The sequence below is a fragment of the Streptomyces achromogenes genome (assembly GCF_030816715.1).
Taxonomy (GTDB): domain Bacteria; phylum Actinomycetota; class Actinomycetes; order Streptomycetales; family Streptomycetaceae; genus Streptomyces; species Streptomyces achromogenes_A.
The window spans coordinates 6,687,256-6,708,614 of sequence record NZ_JAUSYH010000001.1 but is presented as its reverse complement, the minus strand read 5'-3'; the positions used below and the strand labels follow the sequence as shown (position 1 = coordinate 6,708,614).

Genomic DNA, 21,359 nt, shown 5'->3' with positions numbered 1-21,359 from the left:
GATGTCTCTCTCATCCCGCCAGGCTGAAGCGCCCGAAGTGGATCTGCGGCCTCGGCACGCCGAGCTCGCGGAGGGTGCCGAGGACCGCGTTCATCATCGGCGGCGGCCCGCACAGGAAGACGTCCCGCCGCGCGATGTCCGGGACGAGCGCGGACAGTTCGCGCGGCGCCAGCCGGTCGGGCACCGGCGGCCCGGTGACCAGGTGCAGCTCCGCCCCCTTGGAGAGGGCGAGTCGGTGCAGCTCGTCATAGAGGACGGCGTCACGTTCGCCGGCCACGCGGTAGATGACGACGGCATGCCCGTGGATCTCCTCGAGGAGCGCGCGGATGGGGGTGACGCCGACGCCGCCGGCGATGAGCAGGGCTTCCGGGCGGGTGCGGTGCATCGCCGTGAACGCGCCGTAGGGACCCTCGGCGAAGACCCGCGTGCCGGGCTTGACATGACGCAGGCCCGCGGAGCCGTCACCGGCGGCCTTGGCGGTCAGCCGCAGGCGGGAGCCGTCGGGCGCGGCCGACAGGGAGAAGGGGTTGGCCTGCCACCAGCGGTCCTTGGTCATGAACCGCCAGAGGAAGAACTGGCCGGCCCGGGCGGGCATCCGGTCCAGGTCGCGCCCGGTGATGTAGACGGAAACGACGTTGTCGGCCTCGGGAACGACCGCCTCGACGCGCAGCTGGTGACGCCAGTTCCGCCACAGCGGCAGCACGAGGCGGCCCAGGAACACCGAGCCGAGGGCGACGCCCCACACGCCGTACCAGTAGGCGGTGGCGGCGGACGACGCCGTGAAGGTGGTGCCGACCGCGACCTGGTGCGTGAAGGCCAGCACCACGGCGACGTAGGTGTACAGATGGACGAAGTGCCAGGTCTCATAGGCCAGCCGGCGACGCGCCCAGCGGGCGGAGACACCGCCGACGACAAGAATCAGCGCCATGGCGACCACGGCGCGGAAAACGCCTTCGACGGTTTCGGCGAGGTCGACGAGCTGGTTCACCGGGTTCAGCGAGGACGACTCGGCGTAGCCGAAGGTGATGAACACCACGTGCCCGACCAGCGTCCACAGCAGGCCGAAGCCGGTCCAGCGGTGCCAGTTGGTGAGCCGGTCCATGCCGATCCGGCGGTCGAGCCAGGGCAGTCTGGCCACCAGCAACAGCTGGAACGCCATCAGCAACGCGCCGTACAGACCGGCGAAACGGCCGATCACGACCAGTGCGTTGGAGGCGAAGCCGGCCTGGACGGCGAAGAGGGTCACGACGGCCGCGTTGGCGGCCAGCACGGCGTACAGGCCGGTGCGGGCCACCACTTTGGGCCGGATCGCCGTGGGGGGCGAGGGAGGCGATTGGACGGTCGTCACGGACGGAAACTCCTAGATCGGGTCCTCAGAACACAGAGCTTGTCCGTGCTTTGCTGTCATTCTCCTGTCGTACAACTTTCAAGATCTTATCGATGTGCGCGCACGCGAGACGCGGCTCTGGCGCTGCGGGGCGAGTGGCGCACTATGGGCGGGTGGAAAAAGTACGACTCCTCGTCGTGGACGACGACCCGCCGATCGCCGATCTCGTGGCGACGGTCGCCCGCTACGAGGGCTGGAACGCGGTGACCGCGAACTCGGGTGAAGAGGCGCTGCGCCGTGCCGCCGACTTCCGTCCCGACATCGTGGTGCTCGACCTGATGCTGCCCGACATCGACGGTTTCGGCGTGCTCGACCGGTTGCGCAACGGCGGCACGATGGTTCCCGTCGTGTTCCTGACGGCGCGGGACGGGGTTGCCGACCGCGTCGCGGGGCTGACCCGGGGCGGGGACGACTACCTGGTGAAACCGTTTGCGGTCGAGGAGCTGATGGCCCGGCTGCGCACCGTGCTGCGGCGCAGCGCGGGCCCCGGATTCCAGCGTTCCGTGCTGCAGGTGGCGGACCTCACCATGGACGAGGACACCCGCGAGGTGCGGCGCGACGGCAAACTGCTCACGCTGACGCCGACCGAGTACGAGGTGCTGCGTTACCTGATGCGCAAGTCGCCCACCGTGCTCACCAAGGCGCAGATCCTCGACCATGTGTGGGAATACGGTTTCGGCGGCCGTTCCAACGTCGTCGAGCTGGTCGTCAGCCGGCTGCGCCGCAAGCTCGACGCGACGGGCGACGACCCGCTGATCCAGACGGTACGCGGTTTCGGATACGTACTCCGGCAGGCGGCCGAGTGATCGCCCGGTTCCTCCGGTCGTACCGCAGGCTCCGGCTGGGCACCCGGCTGGCGCTCGGCCTGGGGGCGCTGTCGCTGGTGGTGTTCGCCGTGGTCGGCGCCATGCTGACCATGTACATGCGGGACTATCTCGACCACCAGCTACGGGACCAGATCAAGCTGGTCCAGGCGGTGCAGTCCAAGGACGCCAAGGCGCACGGCATCGTGGAGCGCCAGCCGTACTACGGCTGGTACACGGCCGTCTACGACGTGTCGGCGGACGCGGCCGTCCTGCGCAAGCCGGCCGACGTGCCCCCCGACACCACGGCGCTGACCGCCCTCGCCCGGCGGATGTCCGCCTCGGCCGTCGACGTCACCCGCACGGAGCGGATCGGCGGGGGCACGTATCTGCTGCGCGCCTGCGAGGTGTCGCCCGGCGTGGTGCTGGTCAGCGCCGCACCGACCGAGGACATCGACGGCACCATGCGTCAGCTGATCACGATGCAGGTGGTCGCGTTCGGTCTGGCGCTGCTGGCGCTGGTGGTGTTCGGCCGGCGGATGCTGAAGAAAGGGCTGAAACCGCTCAGCGACATGGCGCACACCGCGCACGGGATCGCCTCGCACGACCTGAGCGAGTCGGCGTCCCGGCTGCACCTGCGGGCGGACGCCCCCGGCGGCGGGCCCGAGGTCGAGGAGCTCCGGACGGCCTTCAACACGATGCTGGAGCACATCGACGACTCACTCGCCGTGCGCGCGGAGGCCGAGCAGCGCCTGCGCCGCTTCGTCGCCGACGCCTCGCACGAACTGCGCACGCCGCTGATGTCGGTACGCGGTTACGCGGATCTTTTCCAGTACGCGGCCGCCAACGCCCCCGAGGAACGCGACAAGCATCTGGCCCGGCTGCGCGCCGAGGCCGCCCGGATGGGCGTCCTCCTCGACGACCTCCTGCTACTGGCCCGCCTGGACGCCGCCGAGGTGGAGACGCCCCTGCGGAGGGAGAACGCCGACCTCGTGGAACTGGCCGAGCAGGCCGCCGACGCGTTCCGGGCGAGTCACGCCGGGCATCCGGTGACGGTGCTCCCGGGACCGGCGGCCGTACGGCTGCGGATCGATCCGCATCGCATCCGGCAGGTCCTGGACAACCTCCTGACCAACGCGGCCGTGCACACCCCGGCCGGCACGCCGGTCTCGGTCGAGGTGTCCGTCTCGGCGGAGACGGCCCGGGTCCATGTCACCGATCAGGGGCCCGGCATCCCGCCGGAAGACCGCGAAAGCGTCTTCGACCGTTTCTACCGCGTCGACAAGGCCCGCAGCCGCGACCGGGGCGGCAGCGGCCTCGGCCTCTCGGTCGCCCGCTCCCTGGTACGCGCCCACGGGGGCTCGCTGGACCTGGACGACACGACGACCGCCACCGTCTTCACGATGACGCTGCCCCTGGGGTCGGTCCGAAGCAGGCCGGCGCAACCGGAACTGCCAGGCGACGGGTAGCGGGTGACGGGTGATGGGTGACGGGTGACGAGTTGCGACCGATAGCAGGCCAGGGATGGAGGGGTCCCCGCCCCCGCCCCGAACCGGTCCCCCCACAACCGCAACGGACTTGGAAGGGCCCCCGGAAGCCCCAGAAATGCCCCGGTGCCGCGAGCCGGGTGAACCTCGGCGTGCGGCCGGGATGAACAGGGAGGGAGACGGGCAGAAATCCCACAGTCGCATCGCGTCTCATCGCACCCAGCCCCACGGCGCCCGCCCCCCCGGCACCCCGCCGCATCTCCGCCTCACCGCGCCCCGGCGCACCCCAGCCCCGCCGCACCCCAGCCCCGCCGCACCCGGTTCGGCCGCACGCCGACCCCCCGCACGCACTTCGGCCGCACACAGCCAGATCCACAGCACCCCAGCCTCACCACATCGCACCTCGGCCCCATCGCACCCCAGCCCCATCGCACCCCAGCCCCATCGCACCCCAGCCCCATCGCACCCCAGCGCCACCGCACCGCGGTCGCCCCTCGGCCCGCACTCCGTCGGCTTCCGGACACCGCACCGCCACACCGGAGGGGAACGACTCCCGTGCCCCTCGCCGAGCTCGCCCCCGATCCGTCACACCGCCGGGCGTGGTGACGACGAGGAAGGACGACGTGCGCCGTGTCCGTGTTGCCCCTCGAGGACCCCGCGTCCCCGCCGCCGTCGGCGCCGCCGCCCGCGGTCGGGCGCCGCCGCCCGTCGGCCTCCACCGCCACCCGCCGCGCCCTCGCCCTGCTGCCGCTGCTGTTCCTCGCGGTATGGGCGGCGGTCGACCGGCACGCCGTCCGCGACGGCGTGGCCCGGCTGGCCACCGCCGATCCCTGGTGGCTGCTGACCGGGCTCCTGTTCACCTATCTGGGGGCGGTCGCCGCGGCCTGCGTGCGGCAGGGCGCGATCACGGACCGGCTGCCACCGGGCGCGCTGCTGGCCTCGCAGATCGCCGCGGGCGCCGCCAACCACGTGCTGCCCGCGAGCATCGGCGCCCATGCGGTGACCCTGCGGTTCATGCGGCGCGAGGGCGTCCCGCTGAACCGCGCCACCGCCTCGATCGCCCTGTACTCCCTGGTCAGGGCCGTGGCGAAAATCCCGCTGGTGCTGGCCTTCGTACTCGCGGCGCCCACCGCCGTACCGCCCGCGGAACTGTTTCCGCAAGGGCGGACGCTGTTTCTGGCCGCCGCGTGCCTCCTGCTGGTCCCGCTGGCGGTCGTGGCGCTGTTCGCCGTCGCACGGCCGCTGCGCCGTCCCGCCCTGGACTTCGTCCGGACGGCCCTCACCGACGCCCGGCTCCTGCACACCCGACCCGCTCGCTTTCTGCCCCTGTGGGGCGGAGCGGCCGCGGCTCCGCTGCTCCAGGCGGGTGTGCTGGCCTGCGTGGGAACGGCGCTGGGCCTGCCGCTGTCCTGGTCGCAGCTGGTGTTCGCGTTCCTCGCGGCGAGCACCGCGGCCGGTGTGGTGCCCGCGCCGGGCGGCATCGGTCCGATCGACGCGGCGCTCGTCCTCACCCTGGCCGGGTACGGCACGCCGCTGCCCCTCGCCACGGCGACCGTCATCGGCTACCGGGTGCTGACGGTCTGGGCTCCCCTGTTGCCGGGGATGCTGGTGCTGTCGGCGATGGTGCAGCGCGGACGGCTGTGAGCCTCGCCGTTGCCCTACGCCGTGCGACGAACCGCCGTCGGCCCTCCGCCGAAGCGGCGCCGTACCCCCTTCCCCGCCGCGCCGCACCCGGCATCCGGCGCCCGGCACACCTCCCGCGTCACGCCGGTCAGCCGCGTCACAGCAGTCAGGCCGGCCCCGCCCGCCAGGCGCGTCCCGCCTGTCAGCCACGTCACGCGTGTCAGGCCCGCGTCACGCGCGTCCCGGGAGCGGCAGCCAGGGGCCCGTGCCGGGTCAGTCCTCCGCCGCCAGCCGCAGGGAGACGCTGTTGATGCAGTACCGCTGGTCGGTCGGGGTCTGGTAGCCCTCGCCCGCGAACACGTGTCCGAGGTGGGACCCGCACCGGGCGCACCGCACCTCGGTGCGCAGCATCCCGTGCGAGCGGTCCTCGATCAGCTCCACGGCGTCGCTGCCCTTCGGGTCGAAGAACGACGGCCAGCCGCAGTGGGAGTCGAACTTGGTCTCGGAGGTGAACAGTTCGGCGCCGCAGGCCCGGCAGGAGTAGACGCCCCGGGTCTTGGTGTCGGTGTACTCGCCGGTGAACGCTGGCTCGGTCGCGGCCTGGCGCAGGACGGCGTACTCGGCCGGCGTCAGCTCCGCCCGCCACTGCTCGTCCGGCTTTTCGACGTCGTACGACATGAGCCTCAGCCCCTCACTGGGAAAGACGGTCCAGAATGCGCGGGCCCAGGTCCGTCACGTCGCCCGCGCCCATGGTGAGAACGAGATCACCGGCCTTCGCCATTCCCGCGATCACGGCGGGCGCCCCGTCCTTGTCGTGGACGGCCGTCACGTCGGCGCCCGCGGCCCGAGCGGCGTCGATGATCAGCTCGCTGGTGACGCCCGGGACGGGGTCCTCGCGGGCCGGGTAGATGTCCAGGACGACTGAGGCGTCCGCCAGGGCCAGCGCCTGTCCCATCTCGGTGCCCAGTTCCTGCGTCCGGGAGAACAGGTGCGGCTGGAAGAGGACGAGGATGCGGGCGTCGCCGACCGCCGCGCGCATCGCCTCCAGGTCGGCCGTCATCTCGGTCGGGTGGTGGGCGTAGGAGTCCACGACCTGCACGCCCGCCGCCTCGCCCTTGAGCTGCAGCCGGCGCTTGACGCCCGTGTACGCGGCCAGGGCGGGGGCGAGCTCGGCGGCCGGAACGCCCAGCGCGACACCCGCCGCCAGCGCGGCGACGGCGTTGTGGGCGTAGTGCCGGCCGGGCACGGAGACGGTGAACGTCAGCTGCTCGCCGTCCAGCAGGACGCTCACCTCGCTCTTGAGGCCCTGCGGGACGACCGACAGCACCCGCACGTCGGCGTCCTCGGCCTCGCCGTAGGTCACCGTGCGCACGCCGTCGACGCGTCGGGTCAGTTCCCGCGCGCCCTCGTGGTCGGCGGTGATCACGAGGGTGCCGCCGGGCACGATCTTGTGGGCGAAGGTCTCGAAGGACTCGTAGATCTCGTCGATCGAGGCGTAGTTCGCGTGGTGGTCGAGCTCGACGTTGAGGACGATGGCGACCTCGGGCGCGTACGTGTGGAAGCTGCGGTCGGACTCGTCCGCCTCGGCGACGAAGATGTCGCCCTCGCCGTGCAGGGCGTTGGAGCCGGGGGCGTCGAGGTCGCCGCCGATCGCGTACGACGGCCGCAGTCCGAGCTCGCTCAGCGAGACCGCGAGCATGGACGTGGTGGTCGTCTTGCCGTGCGTGCCGGCCACGGCGATCGGACGCAGTCCGTCCATCAGCCGGGCGAGCGCGTCCGAACGGTGGACGACCGGGATGCCCAGTTCGGCCGCGCGGGCGAGCTCGGGATTGTCCGCGCGGATCGCCGAGGAGACGACGACACAGCTCGCGTCGTCGGCCAGGTGCCCGGCGGCGTGACCGATGTGCACGGTCGCCCCGAGTGCCCGCAGTGCCGCGGCGGTCTCCGACTCCTTGGCGTCGCTGCCGGCGACCTTCGCCCCGCGCTGCGCGAGGATCTTCGCGATGCCCGACATCCCGGCCCCGCCGATGCCGATGAAGTGCGGTCGGTCCATGGCGGTAGGAAGGCCGGGTGCCATGTGCGTGTCTCCAGGGTGCGCTACGACGGTGAACGCGCACCAGCCTATGGGGTAGGACCGACCGCGCGGCCCCAGGGGCGCGGAGAACCCGTGCCCGCCCCCCGTACGGTCCGCGGCCGGGTCCGTCGCCGCGCCGTCCGCGCCCGCGACCCGCCGCACCCCGCCGCTGCCGAGGCGCGGCCGAGACCGACGCGGCACGGACGGTGCGCGCTGTGCCGACCGGTCGCCCGAGGACGCCCCCGCACACCACACATCCCGCACGTCCCGCACGCCGCACCCAGCCCACCACGGGCGGCACGCCGCACGCCGCGGTCCGCGCCGCGGTCGCCCGTCTACGCCTTGCTGTGCGAGAACAGTTTCAGCACCGGGACGCCCACCTTGTGGCGGGCGCGGGAGGCCCAGTCCCGGTGGAAGAACTCCTCCACGTAGTGCGGATCCGTGAGCACGATCACCTCGTCCGCCCCCACCTCCGCCACCAGGGACTTCAGGGCGTCCAGCGGATGGTCCTCCACCAGGCGCCCCACCGCCGGGCTGCCGGAGGCCTGCAGCGCCTGGAGCGACACCTCCAGCGCCCGCACGCCGAAGCCCTTCGCCTCGTCGCCCTCCGGCGTCTCGCGCTCACGCGCGGCCTCGTCCAGCTCGCCGAGGGCGACGTCGTCGATGGCCCTCAGCAGACGGTCCGCCTGGTCGCCGCGCGGCTGGAGCAGTACGTGGAAGGCGACCTGCTCGTCCCCGTGCAAGGTGGTGACGAACTCCACGTCGGCGGACGTCAGGGCCTTCTCGATCATCAAAACGCTTGTGAACACCGGCGCCCCATTCTCTGCGAGGACCCCCGTGGCCCTCTGTCCTCCGTGGGCCGAGCACGGCCCTGCGGAAACCATCCGTCCCCGTGATCGCACGGGTACTGCGAGATTCAGTGTGCCCGCCGGACACCGAACGGAACGGACGACTCCACCGAGCGGACCGCCGGCGGTGGCGAACCCGTTCGCGCAGTCACGGCCGCCGGTACCTGCCGAACAGGAAACCCCCCTCCTCCAGCAGGGACGCCAGGGCGAACCGCTGCGGGACCGCGACCGACGGCCCGCCCGCGATCCGCTGGGCGTCGCCGGCGGTGAGCATCGGGGCGACGGTCAGGCACAGCTCGTCCAGCGCTCCGGCGGCCACGAACTGCCCCAGCAGCCTCGGCCCGCCCTCGGTCAGCAGCCGGGTGTGCCCGAGCGCGCCGAGGGCCTGCACCGCCCGGGCCGGCTCCACGCCCATCCCGTCCCCGGCGATCACCACCCGCACGCCCGCCTTCTCCGCGGCGGCCACCCTGTCGGGCGCCGCCGCCGCGCCGGTCAGGATCAGGGTCGGGACGAGCGGCGACGTGAAGAGCGGCAGGGAGAAGTCCAGATCGAGGCCGGCGGTGACCACCGCGACCGCGGGGGCGGGCGCCCGCCCGGCCGCCGCACGCCGTGCGGCGAACTCCGCACGCGCGCGTGCGGGGCGGTATCCCTCGAGCCGGACGGTCTCCGCGCCGACGACCACCACGTCCGCGAGCCCGCGCAGCGTGCCGAAGATCCGCATGTCGGCGGCGGTGGAGATGGGCTGGGAGCGGCCGTCGTGCTGGGCGGCGCCGTCGAGGGTGGACACCATGTTGGCGCGCAGCCAGGGCCGCGGCGCGCCGGGCCGGTCCTGCGGGTAGGCGTAGGCCTCGGCGAGTTCGTCGAGGCTCCACTCGCGGTCCTCGGCGGCGTCACCCCCCTCGCCGGGGGCCCCGAGCGGGCCGCCGCCGGAGCCGGTCGTCGCTGTCTGGTCGGTCACAGGGAACAGCCGTCGCATGTCAGGCAGTCTGGCACGCCCCGTAGCATGGGGAACCGTGTCGTCCTCCTTCGCCGCCCCCGGCCTCAGCCCGACAGCCGACGCGTCGCCGGCCTCCCTCTGCGCCCGGCAGCCGCACGTCCCCGCGGACCGGCTGGTCGCCGAGATGGTGCCGCCGCCCCGGTTCGACTCGGTCCGCTTCAGCACCTACCTCCCGGACCCGAACCAGCCCAGCCAGACGCAGGCGGTCGGCGTCCTCGAGGGTTTCGCCGCCGGACTCGGCGGGGCGCACGCCACGGGCGCCGCCCGACGGGGGTTCCTCGGCTTCGGCCGGTCCAAGGCGCCCCGGACGCCCGCCGGGCCGCGCGGCGTCTACCTGGACGGCGGCTACGGCGTCGGCAAGACCCACCTCCTGGCGTCCCTGTGGCACGCGACCCCGGCCGAGCCCGCCCTCAAGGCGTTCGGCACGTTCGTCGAGCTGACCAACCTCGTCGGCGCCCTGGGCTTCCAGCAGACGGTGCGCACGCTCTCCGGGCACCGTCTGCTGTGCATCGACGAGTTCGAGCTGGACGACCCGGGCGACACCGTTCTCGTCTCCACGCTGCTCGGCAAGCTGGTCGAGGCCGGTGTGGCGCTCGCCGCGACCTCCAACACGCTGCCCGGCAAGCTGGGCGAGGGCCGGTTCGCGGCGGCCGACTTCCTGCGGGAGATCCAGGGCCTGTCGGCGCAGTTCCGCGCCCTGCGCATCGACGGCGAGGACTACCGCCACCGCGGCCTGCCCGAGGCTCCGGCGCCGTACTCCGACGAGCAGGTGACGAAGGCGGCGTACGCCACGGAGGGCGCCTCGCTCGACGACTTCCCGCATCTGCTGGAGCATCTCGCGAAGGTCCACCCGAGCCGTTACGGCGCGCTGACGGACGGCCTGAAGGCGGTCTGCCTCACCGACGTGCAGCCGGTGCCCGACCAGTCCACGGCGCTGCGGCTGGTGGTTCTGGCCGACCGGCTCTACGACCGTGAGGTCCCGGTGCTGGCCTCGGGAGCCCCCTTCGACCGGCTCTTCAGCGAGGAGATGCTGAACGGCGGGTACCGCAAGAAGTACTTCCGCGCGATATCCCGGCTGACCGCGCTGGCCCGCGACGCCAAGTCGCTCGTCAAGCCCGAATAAGCGATCCCGGCCGTCCGGGTCAAGAGCCGGTTCGCGCCACGCGTCCCACTTTTTTGAGGCGCACTTGATCTGGAAACACCGAGTTAACCCTGCAAACAACTTTGCAGGGTTACCTTGTTCTTGACCAGTCGTTGACCAACCCTTGGTCGGGACCAGAGGTGTGCGATCGCCGGAGGGAGGCGCATGTTCCGAGGTACGTCGGCCCGCGCCGTGCTCTCGCTCCTCGCCGCCGCCCTGCTCGCCCTCGCGTTCTTCGCGCCGACACCTTCCTTCGCAACCGCGCACACGGCGCGTCACGCCGAGGCCAGAGCCCAGCCCGGAACCACCCTCTCCGCCAAGACGCCGCGCCACGAGAAGGTCACCGTGCGCGACTGCGGGCTCCCGGTCGGTCCCACCGACCCCCGTCGCACCCGCGACCGCCACCGCGGCACCGTCTGCGCCGCCTCGGCTCCCCACGAGCCCGAGCGCGCGTCACTGGCGACGGACCCCGCGGCCGCGCACCGGCCGGCCCCGACCGGCGACCTCCGGCACCGCACGTCGAGACCCTCGACGACCCACTCTCCGGCGGCGCTTCAGGTCTTCCGCTGCTGAGCGGGCAGAACAGAGCAACAGTCCCCCACCTGTCCTGTGTCCTGCACGTCCGACGCGCCCCACGGCGCGCCAGGAGGAGTCACCACGTCATGCAGCCCCTCATCGACAACGCCCGTACCTTCGGACAGCGCCCTGAGGAGTTCGCCCGGCTCGCCGAAGGCCAGTCCCCGCAGGTTCTCTTCATCACCTGCTCCGATTCGCGGGTCGTTCCCGCGCTGATCACGGGCGCCCGGCCCGGCGAGCTCTTCGAGCTGCGCACCGCGGGCAACATCGTGCCCCCCTACGGCTCCGACCGCCCCACCGGCGAGGCCGCCACCATCGAGTACGCCGTGGAGGTGCTCGGCGTCCAGGACATCGTGGTCTGCGGCCACTCGCACTGCGGCGCCGTCGGCGCGCTGGTGCGCGGCGACGACCTCGACGGCGTGCCCGCCGTACGCGACTGGCTGGCGCACGCCGCCGACGAGCCCGGCGCCGCCGATCCGGACGACCCGACCGTCATGCGCGCCGTCCAGCACCATGCGCTCGCCCAGGTGCTGCGGCTGCGCTCGTACCCGTGCGTGGAGAAGCGGCTGGCCGACGGCCGGCTGCGGGTGCGCGGCTGGTACTACGAGGTGCACACCGGCGCGGTTCGCGAACACCGCGTCGACACCGACGGCTTCGAAGCCCTGTGAGCGCCGCCATGACGCACCAGAAGCCCACCGGGCGAATATCCCGGTTCCCGCACCTCAGGCAGGACTTCGCCGCCTCTCTCGTCGTCTTCCTGGTCGCGCTGCCGCTGTGCGTCGGCGTGGCCGTGGCCTCCGGCGTACCGGCCGAGCTCGGGCTCGTCACCGGCATCGTCGGCGGCCTGGTCACCGGGCTCATGCGGGGCAGCAGCCTGCAGGTGTCCGGTCCCGCCGCCGGTCTGACCGTGCTGGTCTTCGAGGCGGTGCGGGAGTTCGGCCTGCCCGCCCTCGGGGTGATCGTGCTGACCACGGGCGTCCTGCAGCTCGCCATGGGCGCACTGCGGCTGGGCCGCTACTTCCGCGCCATCTCGGTCTCGGTCGTCGAGGGCATGCTGGCCGGAATCGGCCTGGTCCTGATCGCCGGTCAGCTCTACGCGGCGGCCGGCGCCAAGGCGCCGGCGTCCGGTCCGGCGAAGATCGCCGGGCTGCCCGAGGCGGCCGTGGACGCCTTCGGCAGCGCCGCCGGGTCCGCCTCGCTCGTACTCGGCGCGGGCACCGTCGCGGTGCTGGTGTTGTGGAAGCGGTTGCCGGCGATGGTCCGCACGGTGCCGGGACCGCTCGCCGCGGTCGGCCTGGCCACGCTCGCCGCCCTGCTGTTCGACCTGCCCGTGGCCACCGTCGAGGTGCGGGGCCTGCTCGAGTCCGTCCAGCCTCCGCCGCTCGGCGCCTTCGGCGACCTGGCGAGCGTCGGTCTGCTCGGCACCATCGTCGCGTTCACCCTGATCGCGTCCGCCGAGTCGCTGTTCAGCGCGGCCGCGGTGGACCGGCTGCACGACGGCCCGCGCACCGCGTACGACAAGGAGCTCATGGCGCAGGGCGCCGGCAACGCGGTCTGCGGCGTGCTCGGCGCGCTGCCGATGACCGCGGTGATCGTCCGCAGCGCGGCCAACGTGCAGGCGGGGGCACGGACGAAGGCGTCCCGCGTGCTGCACGGCGTGTGGCTGCTGCTGTTCGCGGCCCTGCTGCCGGACCTGCTGGCGTACATCCCGATCCCGGCGCTGGCCGGCATCCTCGTCCACGCGGGCGCCAAGCTCGTGCCGGTGCGGTCACTCGTGGCGCTGTGGCGCGAGCACCCGGGCGAGGCGCTGATCCTGGTCGTCACGGCCGTGTCGATCGTCGCGGTCAGCATGTTCGAGGGCGTCCTCATCGGTCTCGCGCTGGCGGTCGTCAAGACGGCCTGGGAGGCCTCGCACATCCGGCTCGAGGTCGTCGACAAGGGGGCGGGCCCGGTACAGGCGTACCTGTCGGGCAACGCGACCTTCCTGCGTCTGCCGAAGATCCTCGACAGCCTGGAGGCCCTTCCGCAGGACCGCCCGGTCGAGCTGGACCTCTCGGGTCTGCACCACCTCGACCATGCCTGCCGGACGGCCCTGGAGACCTGGGCGGAACGCCACAGTGCCCACGGCACGGAACCGGTGAAGGTCACCGAGCCGGTGAAGGCGCGCCAGGCCGCGGAGGCGGCGACGGAGCCGGCCCGGGCCGGCTGACGCCGCGCGTGTCCGCCGTCCGGTCCGGGAGCCTGAGCGTGGCCCCGGACCGGACGGCGGGCATATCGTTGCAGGAGTAGGCAGAACGGCTCAATCGGGACCTCTGGTCGAGGAGGTCGACATGCTCGAGGAGCTGCTGGGCGCGGCCGCGGCGGTCGTCGCGGGAGGCCTCGTGTACCTCGGGGCCGCCGCACGGGTCGTCAAGCAGTACGAGCGCGGGGTGGTCCTGCGGCTCGGCCGGCTGCACGGCGACGTCCGCCGGCCCGGGTTCACCGTCGTCATCCCCGCGGTGGACCGGCTGCGCAAGGTCAACATGCAGATCGTGACGATGCCCATTCCGGCCCAGGAAGGCATCACCCGCGACAACGTGACCGTACGGGTCGACGCGGTCGTGTACTTCCGTGTGGTGGACGCGCCGGCCGCGGTCATCAACGTCGAGGACTACCGGTTCGCCGTCTCCCAGATGGCGCAGACCTCGCTGCGCTCGATCATCGGCAAGAGCGAGCTGGACGACCTGCTGTCCAACCGGGAGAAGCTCAACGAGGGGCTGGAGCTGATGATCGACAGCCCGGCCATCGGGTGGGGCGTGCAGATCGACCGGGTCGAGATCAAGGACGTCTCCCTGCCGGACGCCATGAAGCGTTCGATGGCCCGGCAGGCCGAGGCCGACCGCGAACGCCGGGCCCGGATCATCAACGCCGACGCGGAACTCCAGGCGTCGAAGAAACTCGCCGAGGCGGCCGCGGAGATGTCCGAGCAGCCTGCCGCACTCCAACTGCGGCTGCTGCAGACGGTGGTGGCGGTCGCCGCGGAGAAGAACTCCACCCTCGTGCTGCCGTTTCCGGTGGAGCTGCTGCGTTTCCTGGAGAAAGCCCAGCAGCAACCGCCCGCACAACAGCCTCAGCAGCAGCGGCCACCGCCTCCGCACCATTCCGGGGAGCAACCGGTCGCGGAACAGCGTCAGCAGCAAGCGTTCACGCAACCGTCGCAGTGGCAACCGCTTCCCCAGCAGACCCAGGAGCCGCCGGCGGCGCCGTCTGCTCCGCCCCCTCCCAAGGCCGCCGACGGGTGACACCTGCGCCGCGCGTGGTTCCCGGGGCGCAGCGCGGGTGATAGACACAGCGGGATCACAGTCCTGTCCGCCAGCAGGAAGGTTTTCCCATGTCCGCGACACGACGTCAGATCCTCGCCGGCACCGGTGCGCTGGGGGTGGGCGCGAGCATCGCGTTCACCGGCGCCCTCTCCGACCTCTTCGCGGGCACCGCGGCCGCGCAGGGCCTCGGTCACGAGGGGTACGGCCCCCTCGTCCCCGACCCGCACGGCCTCCTCGACCTCCCCAAGGGCTTCCGCTACCGGGTCCTGTCCCGCGAGGGCGAACCGCTGCGTTCCGGCGAGGGCCCGGTGCCCTCGAACCACGACGGCATGACGGCACTCCCGGGGCACGGCGGCCGCGTGCACCTGGTCCGCAACCACGAGAACCGTCCCACCGCCGCCCATCCCGTTCCCACCGTCAAGGGCCTGACCTACGACCCGGCCGGCAAGGGCGGCTGTACGGCCCTGACGCTCGACTCCCGGGGCAAGGTGCTCTCCGAGCGGGTCGCGATCGCGGGTACGGCCGTCAACTGCGCGGGGGGACCGACCCCGTGGCACACCTGGCTGACCTGCGAGGAGACCGAGGACAAAGCCGGCACAAACGGTTACACCAAGGATCACGGCTTCATCTTCGAGGTCGACCCGTCCGACCCGCGCCGCACCGGAGCCGTGCCGCTGACCGCGATGGGCCGTTTCCAGCACGAGGCGATCGCCGTCGACCCGCGGTGCGGAATCGTTTACGAGACGGAGGACGCGTTTCTTCACCCGTTCGGCCTTTTCTATCGCTTCCTGCCGGAGAAGCCGCTGGGCGGCGTGGGCTCGCTGCGCGCGGGCGGCCGACTGCAGGCGATGCGGGTGCCCGGCGTGCCGGACCTGTCCTCCATCCAGGACACGGGCCGTGTGTTCGAGGACATCGAATGGGTCGACGTGCCGGACCCCCTCGCCGCCGAAACCCCGATCCGGTTGCAGGACTTCGGCCCGAAGGGCATCACCCACGCCCAGAAGCTGGAGGGCTGTTACTGGGGCGGGCGGTGCGTGTACTTCGTGTCGTCGTTCGCGCGCGGGGCGGACGGCTCGGCGGCCGACCACTTCGGGCAGATCTGGCGCTACGACCCGCAGCGCCGCCGTCTCACCCTCGTCATCGTCTTCGGACCGGACACGGACGTGCGGCTGCCGGGCGAGTCCCCGGACAACATCTGCCTCGCGCCCAGCGGCGGCCTGATGGTCTGCGAGGACGGCAACGGCGCGCAGCACGTCTTCGGCGTGACCAGGAGCGGCGAGGTCTACGCGATGGCGCGGGGGCGCCAGAACATCGGCACGCCCGAGGAGCCCGAGTGGGGCGAGTTCGCCGGAGTCACCTTCTCCCCCGACGGCGACACGATGTACGTCAACTGCTACACCCCCGGCACGACGTTCGCGGTGACGGGCCCCTGGCGGCGCTGACCGCGCTGCGTGTGAGCCCCGGGGGACGGGTGGCGGCGCGGCCGGACGGAGCACACGGGCGCACGGGCGGGTGACGACACCGAGACTGCGGTCATATTTCCGTACCACCCCCAGGGCGTCACGCATAAATTCATACGATGATCCTTCCTGCGTGCCGTCGTCAGGCCGCCGCTCTCTGCGCCCTCACGGCCGCCCTCGCCGCGCTCACCGGCTGCGGCACTCCCGAGCGTCCGGTGGCCGCCCGTACCGCCGCCCCCGCCTCCACCGCGGCCTCCGGGCCCGCGACGACGCCCGCCTCACCCGGGGCTTCCGCCTCCGCCGCAAGCCCGGCTTCCCCGTCCGCCGCATCCGCCACAGCCGCCGCACCCTCCCGGCCCCCGACCCTGGCCCCCGGTCCGGCGGGACTCACCCCCGTCTTCCGCAGTGCGCCCCGCGCCGCCGGCAGGACGGTCGCCCTCACCTTCGACGCCGACATGACCGCCGACCAGGGGCCCCGGGCGGCGGCCGGCGAGCACTTCGACAACCCCGGGCTGATCGCGGCGCTGCGCGAGCTGAAGGTGCCGTCCACCGTGTTCATGACCGGCCGCTGGGCCGAGGAGTACCCGGACCAGGCCCGCTCGCTCGGCCGTGACCCGCGGTTCGAGATCGCCAACCACTCCTACAGCCACCACGCCTTCACCGGTGACTGCTACGGGCTGCCGACCGTCCCCGAGGACCGGATGAGAACGGATGTCGAACGCGCTTACTCGGCGTTCCGCAAAGCGGGCGTGCCGGACGCGATGCCGTACTTCCGTTTCCCCGGCGGCTGCTACGACAGCCGGGCGCTGCGCGCGGTGAGCGGCACCGGAGTGACCGCGGTGCAGTGGGACGTGGTGAGCGGGGACGCCTTCGCCACCGACGCGGACGCCGTGGCCCGGCAGGTGCTGGACGGAGTGCGGCCCGGCTCGGTGGTCGTCATGCACTGCACCCGCAGCGCGGCCCCGACGACCGAACAGGCGGTGCGGACGATCGTCCCGGAACTGCGCCGGCGCGGATACCGCTTCGTCAAGGTTTCCGAGCTGATCGCGGCGGCCGGCGGACGGCGGTGACCTGCGGGGCCGACGGCCGCACACGACCCCTCCCCGTCGTTCCCTCGCCCCCCGCCGCCGCTCCACGGGCCGGATGCTCCCGCGCCGCCGGCCCGGACGCGGGAGCACACGCGGGTCACCGCCCACGGCCCACCGATTCAGCGGGCGCACCCCCGCCGCCCGCGCACCGCGCGCTGCGCACCGCCCACCACCACACCGCGCGGGCAGTGGGCTCGTCCGGCGGCCTGTGGCTCCGCTTCGGCGGCCGGCAGGGGTTTCGTACGCTGGGGTCATGAGCGACGACAGCGAGCGCGACTACTGCCTGATCGACGCCGCTCGGCCGCCCAGGGCCGAGGGACCGCCGTACGCGGAGTGTGTGCAGTGCCGCAAGCCGACGGAGTACCCGGAGTCGTACAAGGGCATCACGCTGTGCCCGGTGTGCGAATGGCAGGAGGCCCAGCGGACCGCTTGCTCGGGATGACGCCCTCCCGGTCGCCGGGCATCCGCCGGCCCGCGCCTCCGTGCGGTAGGCCGCCCGGCCGTGCCTCCGTGCGGTAGGCCGCCCGGCCGTGCCTCCGTGCGGTAGGCCGCCCGGCCGTGCCTCCGTGCGGTAGGCCGCCCGGCCGTGCCGAGACCGGGTCAGGGCGACCGGCGGGACGTCAGCGCGCAGGCGGCGGCGATCGCGGCCGCGCCCAGCAGGGCCGCCGCAGCCGTCGGCCACAGCGGCAGGTGGACGGTGGCCGTCCGGGAGCCGCCGACCAGGCCGCTGACGGCCGCGTGCGCCGGGGACCCGCTCACCACCAGCGCCAGCAGGGCCGCCAGCAGCAGCGCGGGAACCGCCCGGCCCGGCGAGCGCAGTACCGGCCAGGCGGTGAGCGCGCCGACGGCCGCGCCGAGCAGCGCGCAGGTCAGGACGGCGAGCAGGCCCGCGCCGACCGCATCGAGGACCGGGACGCGCCGCTGGTGATCACTGCCGACCGGGTCGCTGACGAAGGTGACGAGCGCGGTCGCCGCCACGCCGAACGCCGCAGCCGCGGACAGCGCGACCAGCACACAGGCCAGATGGGCCCGCGCGGGCCCGACCGCCGCTGCGACGACGGTGCGGGCGGCCGGCGGCTCGTTGGAGACGCAGATCCGCACCAGCCAGGCGGCCACGGGCAGCAGGAACGCGGCCGTGTAGCCGAGCGAGTCCAGCAGGGGCTGACCGCCCTGCACGCCGACGCCGAGGAAGACGGCGTACAGCAGGAACGGCGGCAGCCAGCGCTGCGAGCGGACGAGCAGGGCGCTCTGGTAGCGCAGCAGGGCGGTCACGGGCGGCTCTCTTCTTGACGGACGCTCACCACGTGCCACGGCGGGTCGGCGCTCAGCAGGGCGCGGAGCAGGACGTCGGAGTGCGAGGCGGGGACGGTGAGCCGGTGGCGGCGCCCGGCCGTCTGCTCGGCGGAGGTGGCCAGCCGGAGCGCTTCCAGCGGCAGGGCCGCGGCCGGACCGTGCACCTCGACCGTCGTGTGCGGGCCGGTGGGCGCGGAGTCCGGGCGGGCGTCGGCGTCCACGCGCGCGTGCAGACCGCCGTCCCGGACGGTGAGTACGACGTCGGTGGCGTCGGCGAGTCGGCGGGGGTCGTGGTCGACGAAGACGACGGCCGCGCCGGCCGCCGTCCGCTCGGCGACGGCCCGCTCGAGTTCGGCCCGGGCGTCCGCGTCCAGGCCGGTCCACGCCTCGTCCAGGATCAGCAGGTCGGGCTCGGCGAGGAGCGCCTGCGCCACGGCGACCTTCTGGCTGGTGCCCTTCGACAGACGGTTCATCGGGGTGCCGGCGTGCGCGGCGGCGCCGAAGCGGTCCAGCCAGTGGTCCGCGGCGCGCTCGGCGGCCGGGCGGGACAGACCGTGCACGGCGCCGAGGTGCGTGAGGTAGCCGGCGGCGGTGAACGGGAGGGCGGCGGGGAAGCGTTCGGGGACGTAGGCGGTGCGGGGTCGGCCGGTGACCCTGCCCTCGGTGGGGGCGTCGACGCGGGCCAGCAGGCGCAGCAGGGTGGACTTTCCGGTCCCGTTGGCGCCCGCGACGCGGGTGAGCGTGCCGGGCGCCGGGCGCAGGGTCACGTGACGCAGCACCCAGGGGCCGTGTAAGCCGTAGCGGCGGCCCACATCCTCGAGGCGTAGATCGAGTTCCATGAGGAGCATCCTCTCGCGGGTCCAGTAGCCTGCGCGGGTGAGTGAGAGCCCGTTCCAGACCGAGCCGAACCCCCGTGACCGGGCACCGCAGTTCGTGCTGCCCCTCGTCGTGCGGGTGGAGAAGTCCGCTCCCCCCGCGCGCGTCGACGCCCTGGAGACCGCCGCCCGCGCCGTGCTCGTGATGCTCGGCGACGAGCGGTCCGTCGAGGACGGAGAGTGGGCGCAGGTCATGCGGGACTGGCAGGACGCCCGGATCCGCAAGGTGGTGCGGCGGGCCCGGGGGGCGGAGTGGCGGCGGGCGGCGGAGCTGCCGGGCATCACCGTCACCGGGAAGTCGGCGGAGGTACGGGTGTTCCCGCCCGTGCCGCTGGACGGCTGGCCGAAGGAACTGGCGAAGCTCCAGGTCTCCGGGACCGATCTCGACGACCCGGAACCGCCCGGCGCCGTGGAGCCGGGGACGGTCGTGCTCTGGATGAGCCCCGAGGTGGACATGACGGCGGGGAAGGCGATGGCGCAGGCCGGGCACGGCGCGCAGCTCGCCTGGTGGGAACTGTCGGACGCGCAGCGGGCCGTGTGGCGCGAGGCGGGCTTTCCGCTCGCCGTGCGGACCGCACCGCCCCAGCGCTGGCGTGAGCTGACGGCGAGCGGACTGCCGCTGGTGCGGGACGCGGGGTTCACCGAGATCGCGCCGGGCAGCTGCACGGTCGTCGCGGACCATCCGGACCTGCGCGCCCGCTGATCCCCCGCGGCACGCGCGCCCCCGCGCTCCCCGGGCCGCGTCTCGGCCCCGTCCCGTCGTGCCCCCGCATTCCCTATCGGCCCTCTGATGGCCCCCTTGCGGTGCGGCGCTCGGCGGTCTCCTCGGGGCCGGCCCGGCCCCTCCCGTCCCGCCCGTGCTGCCCGTCCTGCCGTGCCGAACCTCAAATGTTGCTCTGAAGCGGGGCGGGGTGCGGTTCGGGCGCGGACCGCGGGGTCATACCACCGTCACCGGGCAGGGGGACGAAGGAGGCGGGGGACCATGGTGCGACTGGGAACGGGGATCGGCTGGCGGCCGGAGATCGCGGACGCCGTGGAGCGTATGCGGGGCATCGACTGGGTCGAGGCCGTCGCCGAGAACGTGTGTCCCGGCCACCTGCCCGCATCGCTGCTGCGGCTGCGCGAGCGCGGGGTCACCGTGATCCCGCACGGCGTCTCGCTCGGGCTCGGCGACGCGGAGCGCCCCGACGCGGGCCGGCTGACCGCGCTCGCCGAACGGGCCGAGGCCCTCGGCTCGCCGCTGGTCACCGAGCACATCGCGTTCGTCCGCGCGGGCGGCCCGCTGACGGCGTCCGCGCGGCTGGAGGCCGGCCATCTGCTGCCCGTGCCGCGCACCCGGGACGCGCTCGACGTGCTGTGCGAGAACGTGCGCATCGCGCAGGCGGCGCTGCCCGTCCCGCTGGCCGTCGAGAACATCGCCGCGCTCGTGGCGTGGCCCGGCGAGGAGATGACCGAGGGGCAGTTTCTGTACGAGCTCGCCGACCGCACCGGTGTGCGCCTGCTCGTCGACGTGGCCAACCTGCACACCAACCACGTCAACCGGGGTGAGGACCCCGCCAAAGCGCTCGCCGAGCTGCCGTTGGAGGCCCTCGCCTACGTCCATGTCGCGGGCGGCTTCGAGCGGGACGGCGTCTGGCACGACAGCCACGCCCACCCGGTGCCCCGCCCGGTCCTCGACGTCCTGACCGACCTCGCGTCCCGGGTGTCGCCGCCGGGAGTGCTGTTGGAGCGGGACGACAACTTCCCCGAACCGGCCGAACTGGAGCGGGAGTTGGGCGCGATCAGGGAGGCCGTGGAGCTCGGCTCGGCCCTCCGCGGAACGACCGTGCCCAGCGACGCGGACGTCGAAGTCGCTGTTGCGGCTGCGTCCACAACCGCTTGCGCAGACGTTTCCGTCGCGGACGGTGCTGCCGCGGGCGCCGCCGGCCGGACGCCGGAGCGGACTCCTCCCGGCGAGGCGACCCGTCAGCGTCTCGGCCTCGCCCAGACGGCCCTGCTGTCCGCGCTGGTCGCCGGGACACCGGTTCCGGAGGGTTTCGACCGGGTGCGACTCGGCGTCCAGGCGCGGGCGTTGGCGGCGAAGCGGGCCGACGTGGTGGCGAAGGTGGCGCCGGAGCTGCCGCTGATCCTGGGAAGCGGTTACCGAGCAGCTTTCGTCGCCTATGCCCAGGGCAACCCCATGCACGCCGGTTACCGGCAGGACGCCCTCGACTTCGCCGCACAGCTCCTGCGGGATGGCCGTCCCGGGGCGGGAGGGGCACGCCGTGAGCTGCACCGCTGGTGGCTGGACCGCTCGGGTCCCGCCCCACGCCGGAGCTCGCGGCTCGGGCTCGGACTCGGACGGGCGGGGCGGTCGCTGATCCGCCGATGACACGACGTCCAAAACCGCCAGGACCGCCAAGACC

Annotated in this window: 20 protein-coding genes; 13 read left to right on the top strand and 7 right to left on the bottom strand. The window is 73.3% G+C overall.

Going from position 1 to position 21,359, the window contains the following annotated elements:
• Positions 1-10: 10 nt before the first annotated feature.
• Positions 11-1,348 (bottom strand): ferredoxin reductase family protein, encoded by a 1,338-nt coding sequence (locus tag QF032_RS29965; protein ID WP_307058196.1) that lies wholly within the window; start codon positions 1,346-1,348, stop codon positions 11-13.
• 152 nt (positions 1,349-1,500) lie between these two features.
• Here QF032_RS29965 and QF032_RS29960 point away from each other — a divergent pair, with 152 nt between their 5' ends.
• The 3 genes from QF032_RS29960 to QF032_RS29950 all read left to right on the top strand — a co-directional run bounded on the left by QF032_RS29960 (position 1,501) and on the right by QF032_RS29950 (position 5,321).
• Positions 1,501-2,193 carry a response regulator transcription factor gene (locus tag QF032_RS29960; protein WP_307046765.1) on the top strand — a complete coding sequence of 231 codons (693 nt, stop codon included), beginning with the start codon at positions 1,501-1,503 and terminating at the stop codon, positions 2,191-2,193.
• A complete protein-coding gene (locus tag QF032_RS29955; RefSeq protein WP_307058194.1) occupies positions 2,190-3,659 on the top strand; it encodes a sensor histidine kinase in 1,470 nt (489 codons plus the stop codon). The genes QF032_RS29960 and QF032_RS29955 overlap by 4 nt, the downstream gene beginning before the upstream one ends.
• A gap of 648 nt (positions 3,660-4,307) precedes the next feature.
• The gene (locus QF032_RS29950; protein WP_307058192.1) at positions 4,308-5,321 is read left to right on the top strand and encodes a lysylphosphatidylglycerol synthase transmembrane domain-containing protein; all 1,014 of its coding nucleotides are present in this window, start codon (positions 4,308-4,310) and stop codon (positions 5,319-5,321) included.
• 252 nt (positions 5,322-5,573) lie between these two features.
• Here QF032_RS29950 and msrB read toward each other — a convergent pair whose 3' ends face one another.
• The 4 genes from msrB to QF032_RS29930 form a co-directional block, all read right to left on the bottom strand.
• Entirely contained in the window at positions 5,574-5,978 is a 405-nt protein-coding gene (gene msrB, locus QF032_RS29945) for a peptide-methionine (R)-S-oxide reductase MsrB (RefSeq protein WP_307058190.1), read from the bottom strand.
• A 13-nt stretch (positions 5,979-5,991) separates the two neighbouring features.
• A complete protein-coding gene (gene murC, locus QF032_RS29940; protein WP_306948578.1) occupies positions 5,992-7,377 on the bottom strand; it encodes a UDP-N-acetylmuramate--L-alanine ligase in 1,386 nt (461 codons plus the stop codon).
• A gap of 332 nt (positions 7,378-7,709) precedes the next feature.
• Complete coding sequence (locus QF032_RS29935) at positions 7,710-8,183, bottom strand: indole-3-glycerol phosphate synthase (RefSeq protein WP_173985757.1); 474 nt, start codon at positions 8,181-8,183, stop codon at positions 7,710-7,712.
• Between the two features lie 187 nt (positions 8,184-8,370).
• Entirely contained in the window at positions 8,371-9,198 is an 828-nt protein-coding gene (locus QF032_RS29930; protein WP_307058188.1) for a pyrimidine reductase family protein, read from the bottom strand.
• A 37-nt stretch (positions 9,199-9,235) separates the two neighbouring features.
• Between QF032_RS29930 and zapE the strand changes: the two genes are divergently transcribed.
• The 8 genes from zapE (at position 9,236) to QF032_RS29890 (ending at position 17,228) form a co-directional block, all read left to right on the top strand.
• Positions 9,236-10,342: a cell division protein ZapE gene (gene zapE / locus QF032_RS29925; protein ID WP_307058186.1), complete on the top strand. Its 1,107-nt coding sequence runs from the start codon at positions 9,236-9,238 to the stop codon at positions 10,340-10,342.
• Positions 10,343-10,525: 183 nt separating this feature from the next.
• Positions 10,526-10,933, top strand: a complete 408-nt coding sequence (locus QF032_RS29920) for a hypothetical protein (RefSeq protein WP_307046756.1) — start codon at positions 10,526-10,528, stop codon at positions 10,931-10,933.
• Between the two features lie 89 nt (positions 10,934-11,022).
• Positions 11,023-11,604: a carbonic anhydrase gene (locus tag QF032_RS29915; protein ID WP_307058184.1), complete on the top strand. Its 582-nt coding sequence runs from the start codon at positions 11,023-11,025 to the stop codon at positions 11,602-11,604.
• A gap of 8 nt (positions 11,605-11,612) precedes the next feature.
• Entirely contained in the window at positions 11,613-13,145 is a 1,533-nt protein-coding gene (locus QF032_RS29910; protein WP_307046754.1) for a SulP family inorganic anion transporter, read from the top strand.
• A gap of 121 nt (positions 13,146-13,266) precedes the next feature.
• Entirely contained in the window at positions 13,267-14,217 is a 951-nt protein-coding gene (locus QF032_RS29905) for a slipin family protein (RefSeq protein WP_307046752.1), read from the top strand.
• Positions 14,218-14,306: 89 nt separating this feature from the next.
• Positions 14,307-15,680: a PhoX family protein gene (locus QF032_RS29900; RefSeq protein ID WP_307058182.1), complete on the top strand. Its 1,374-nt coding sequence runs from the start codon at positions 14,307-14,309 to the stop codon at positions 15,678-15,680.
• A 137-nt stretch (positions 15,681-15,817) separates the two neighbouring features.
• Positions 15,818-16,768 (top strand): polysaccharide deacetylase family protein, encoded by a 951-nt coding sequence (locus tag QF032_RS29895; RefSeq protein ID WP_307058180.1) that lies wholly within the window; start codon positions 15,818-15,820, stop codon positions 16,766-16,768.
• A 271-nt stretch (positions 16,769-17,039) separates the two neighbouring features.
• Positions 17,040-17,228 carry a hypothetical protein gene (locus QF032_RS29890; protein WP_306948599.1) on the top strand — a complete coding sequence of 63 codons (189 nt, stop codon included), beginning with the start codon at positions 17,040-17,042 and terminating at the stop codon, positions 17,226-17,228.
• A 158-nt stretch (positions 17,229-17,386) separates the two neighbouring features.
• Here QF032_RS29890 and QF032_RS29885 read toward each other — a convergent pair whose 3' ends face one another.
• Both QF032_RS29885 and QF032_RS29880 read right to left on the bottom strand, forming a co-directional pair.
• Entirely contained in the window at positions 17,387-18,058 is a 672-nt protein-coding gene (locus QF032_RS29885) for an ABC transporter (RefSeq protein WP_307046746.1), read from the bottom strand.
• Positions 18,055-18,918, bottom strand: coding sequence for an ATP-binding cassette domain-containing protein (locus QF032_RS29880; RefSeq protein WP_307058178.1), 864 nt, complete (start codon positions 18,916-18,918; stop codon positions 18,055-18,057). Before QF032_RS29880 ends, QF032_RS29885 begins: the two co-directional genes overlap by 4 nt.
• A gap of 37 nt (positions 18,919-18,955) precedes the next feature.
• Between QF032_RS29880 and QF032_RS29875 the strand changes: the two genes are divergently transcribed.
• The gene (locus QF032_RS29875; protein WP_307046742.1) at positions 18,956-19,657 is read left to right on the top strand and encodes a peptidyl-tRNA hydrolase; all 702 of its coding nucleotides are present in this window, start codon (positions 18,956-18,958) and stop codon (positions 19,655-19,657) included.
• Positions 19,658-19,936: 279 nt separating this feature from the next.
• Positions 19,937-21,325 (top strand): DUF692 domain-containing protein, encoded by a 1,389-nt coding sequence (locus QF032_RS29870; protein WP_307058177.1) that lies wholly within the window; start codon positions 19,937-19,939, stop codon positions 21,323-21,325.
• The last annotated feature ends 34 nt before the right edge of the window (positions 21,326-21,359 follow it).

Excerpts from the sequence above, each read along its gene's own strand:
- msrB (WP_307058190.1), bottom strand. The coding sequence starts at position 5,978 with ATGTCGTACGACGTCGAAAAGCCGGACGAGCAGTGGCGGGCGGAGCTG.
- murC (WP_306948578.1), bottom strand. The coding sequence starts at position 7,377 with ATGGCACCCGGCCTTCCTACCGCCATGGACCGACCGCACTTCATCGGC.
- QF032_RS29930 (WP_307058188.1), bottom strand. The coding sequence starts at position 9,198 with ATGCGACGGCTGTTCCCTGTGACCGACCAGACAGCGACGACCGGCTCC.
- QF032_RS29920 (WP_307046756.1), top strand. The coding sequence starts at position 10,526 with ATGTTCCGAGGTACGTCGGCCCGCGCCGTGCTCTCGCTCCTCGCCGCC.
- QF032_RS29915 (WP_307058184.1), top strand. The coding sequence starts at position 11,023 with ATGCAGCCCCTCATCGACAACGCCCGTACCTTCGGACAGCGCCCTGAG.
- QF032_RS29910 (WP_307046754.1), top strand. The coding sequence starts at position 11,613 with ATGACGCACCAGAAGCCCACCGGGCGAATATCCCGGTTCCCGCACCTC.
- QF032_RS29905 (WP_307046752.1), top strand. The coding sequence starts at position 13,267 with ATGCTCGAGGAGCTGCTGGGCGCGGCCGCGGCGGTCGTCGCGGGAGGC.
- QF032_RS29900 (WP_307058182.1), top strand. The coding sequence starts at position 14,307 with ATGTCCGCGACACGACGTCAGATCCTCGCCGGCACCGGTGCGCTGGGG.
- QF032_RS29895 (WP_307058180.1), top strand. The coding sequence starts at position 15,818 with ATGATCCTTCCTGCGTGCCGTCGTCAGGCCGCCGCTCTCTGCGCCCTC.
- QF032_RS29890 (WP_306948599.1), top strand. The coding sequence starts at position 17,040 with ATGAGCGACGACAGCGAGCGCGACTACTGCCTGATCGACGCCGCTCGG.
- QF032_RS29880 (WP_307058178.1), bottom strand. The coding sequence starts at position 18,918 with ATGGAACTCGATCTACGCCTCGAGGATGTGGGCCGCCGCTACGGCTTA.
- QF032_RS29870 (WP_307058177.1), top strand. The coding sequence starts at position 19,937 with ATGGTGCGACTGGGAACGGGGATCGGCTGGCGGCCGGAGATCGCGGAC.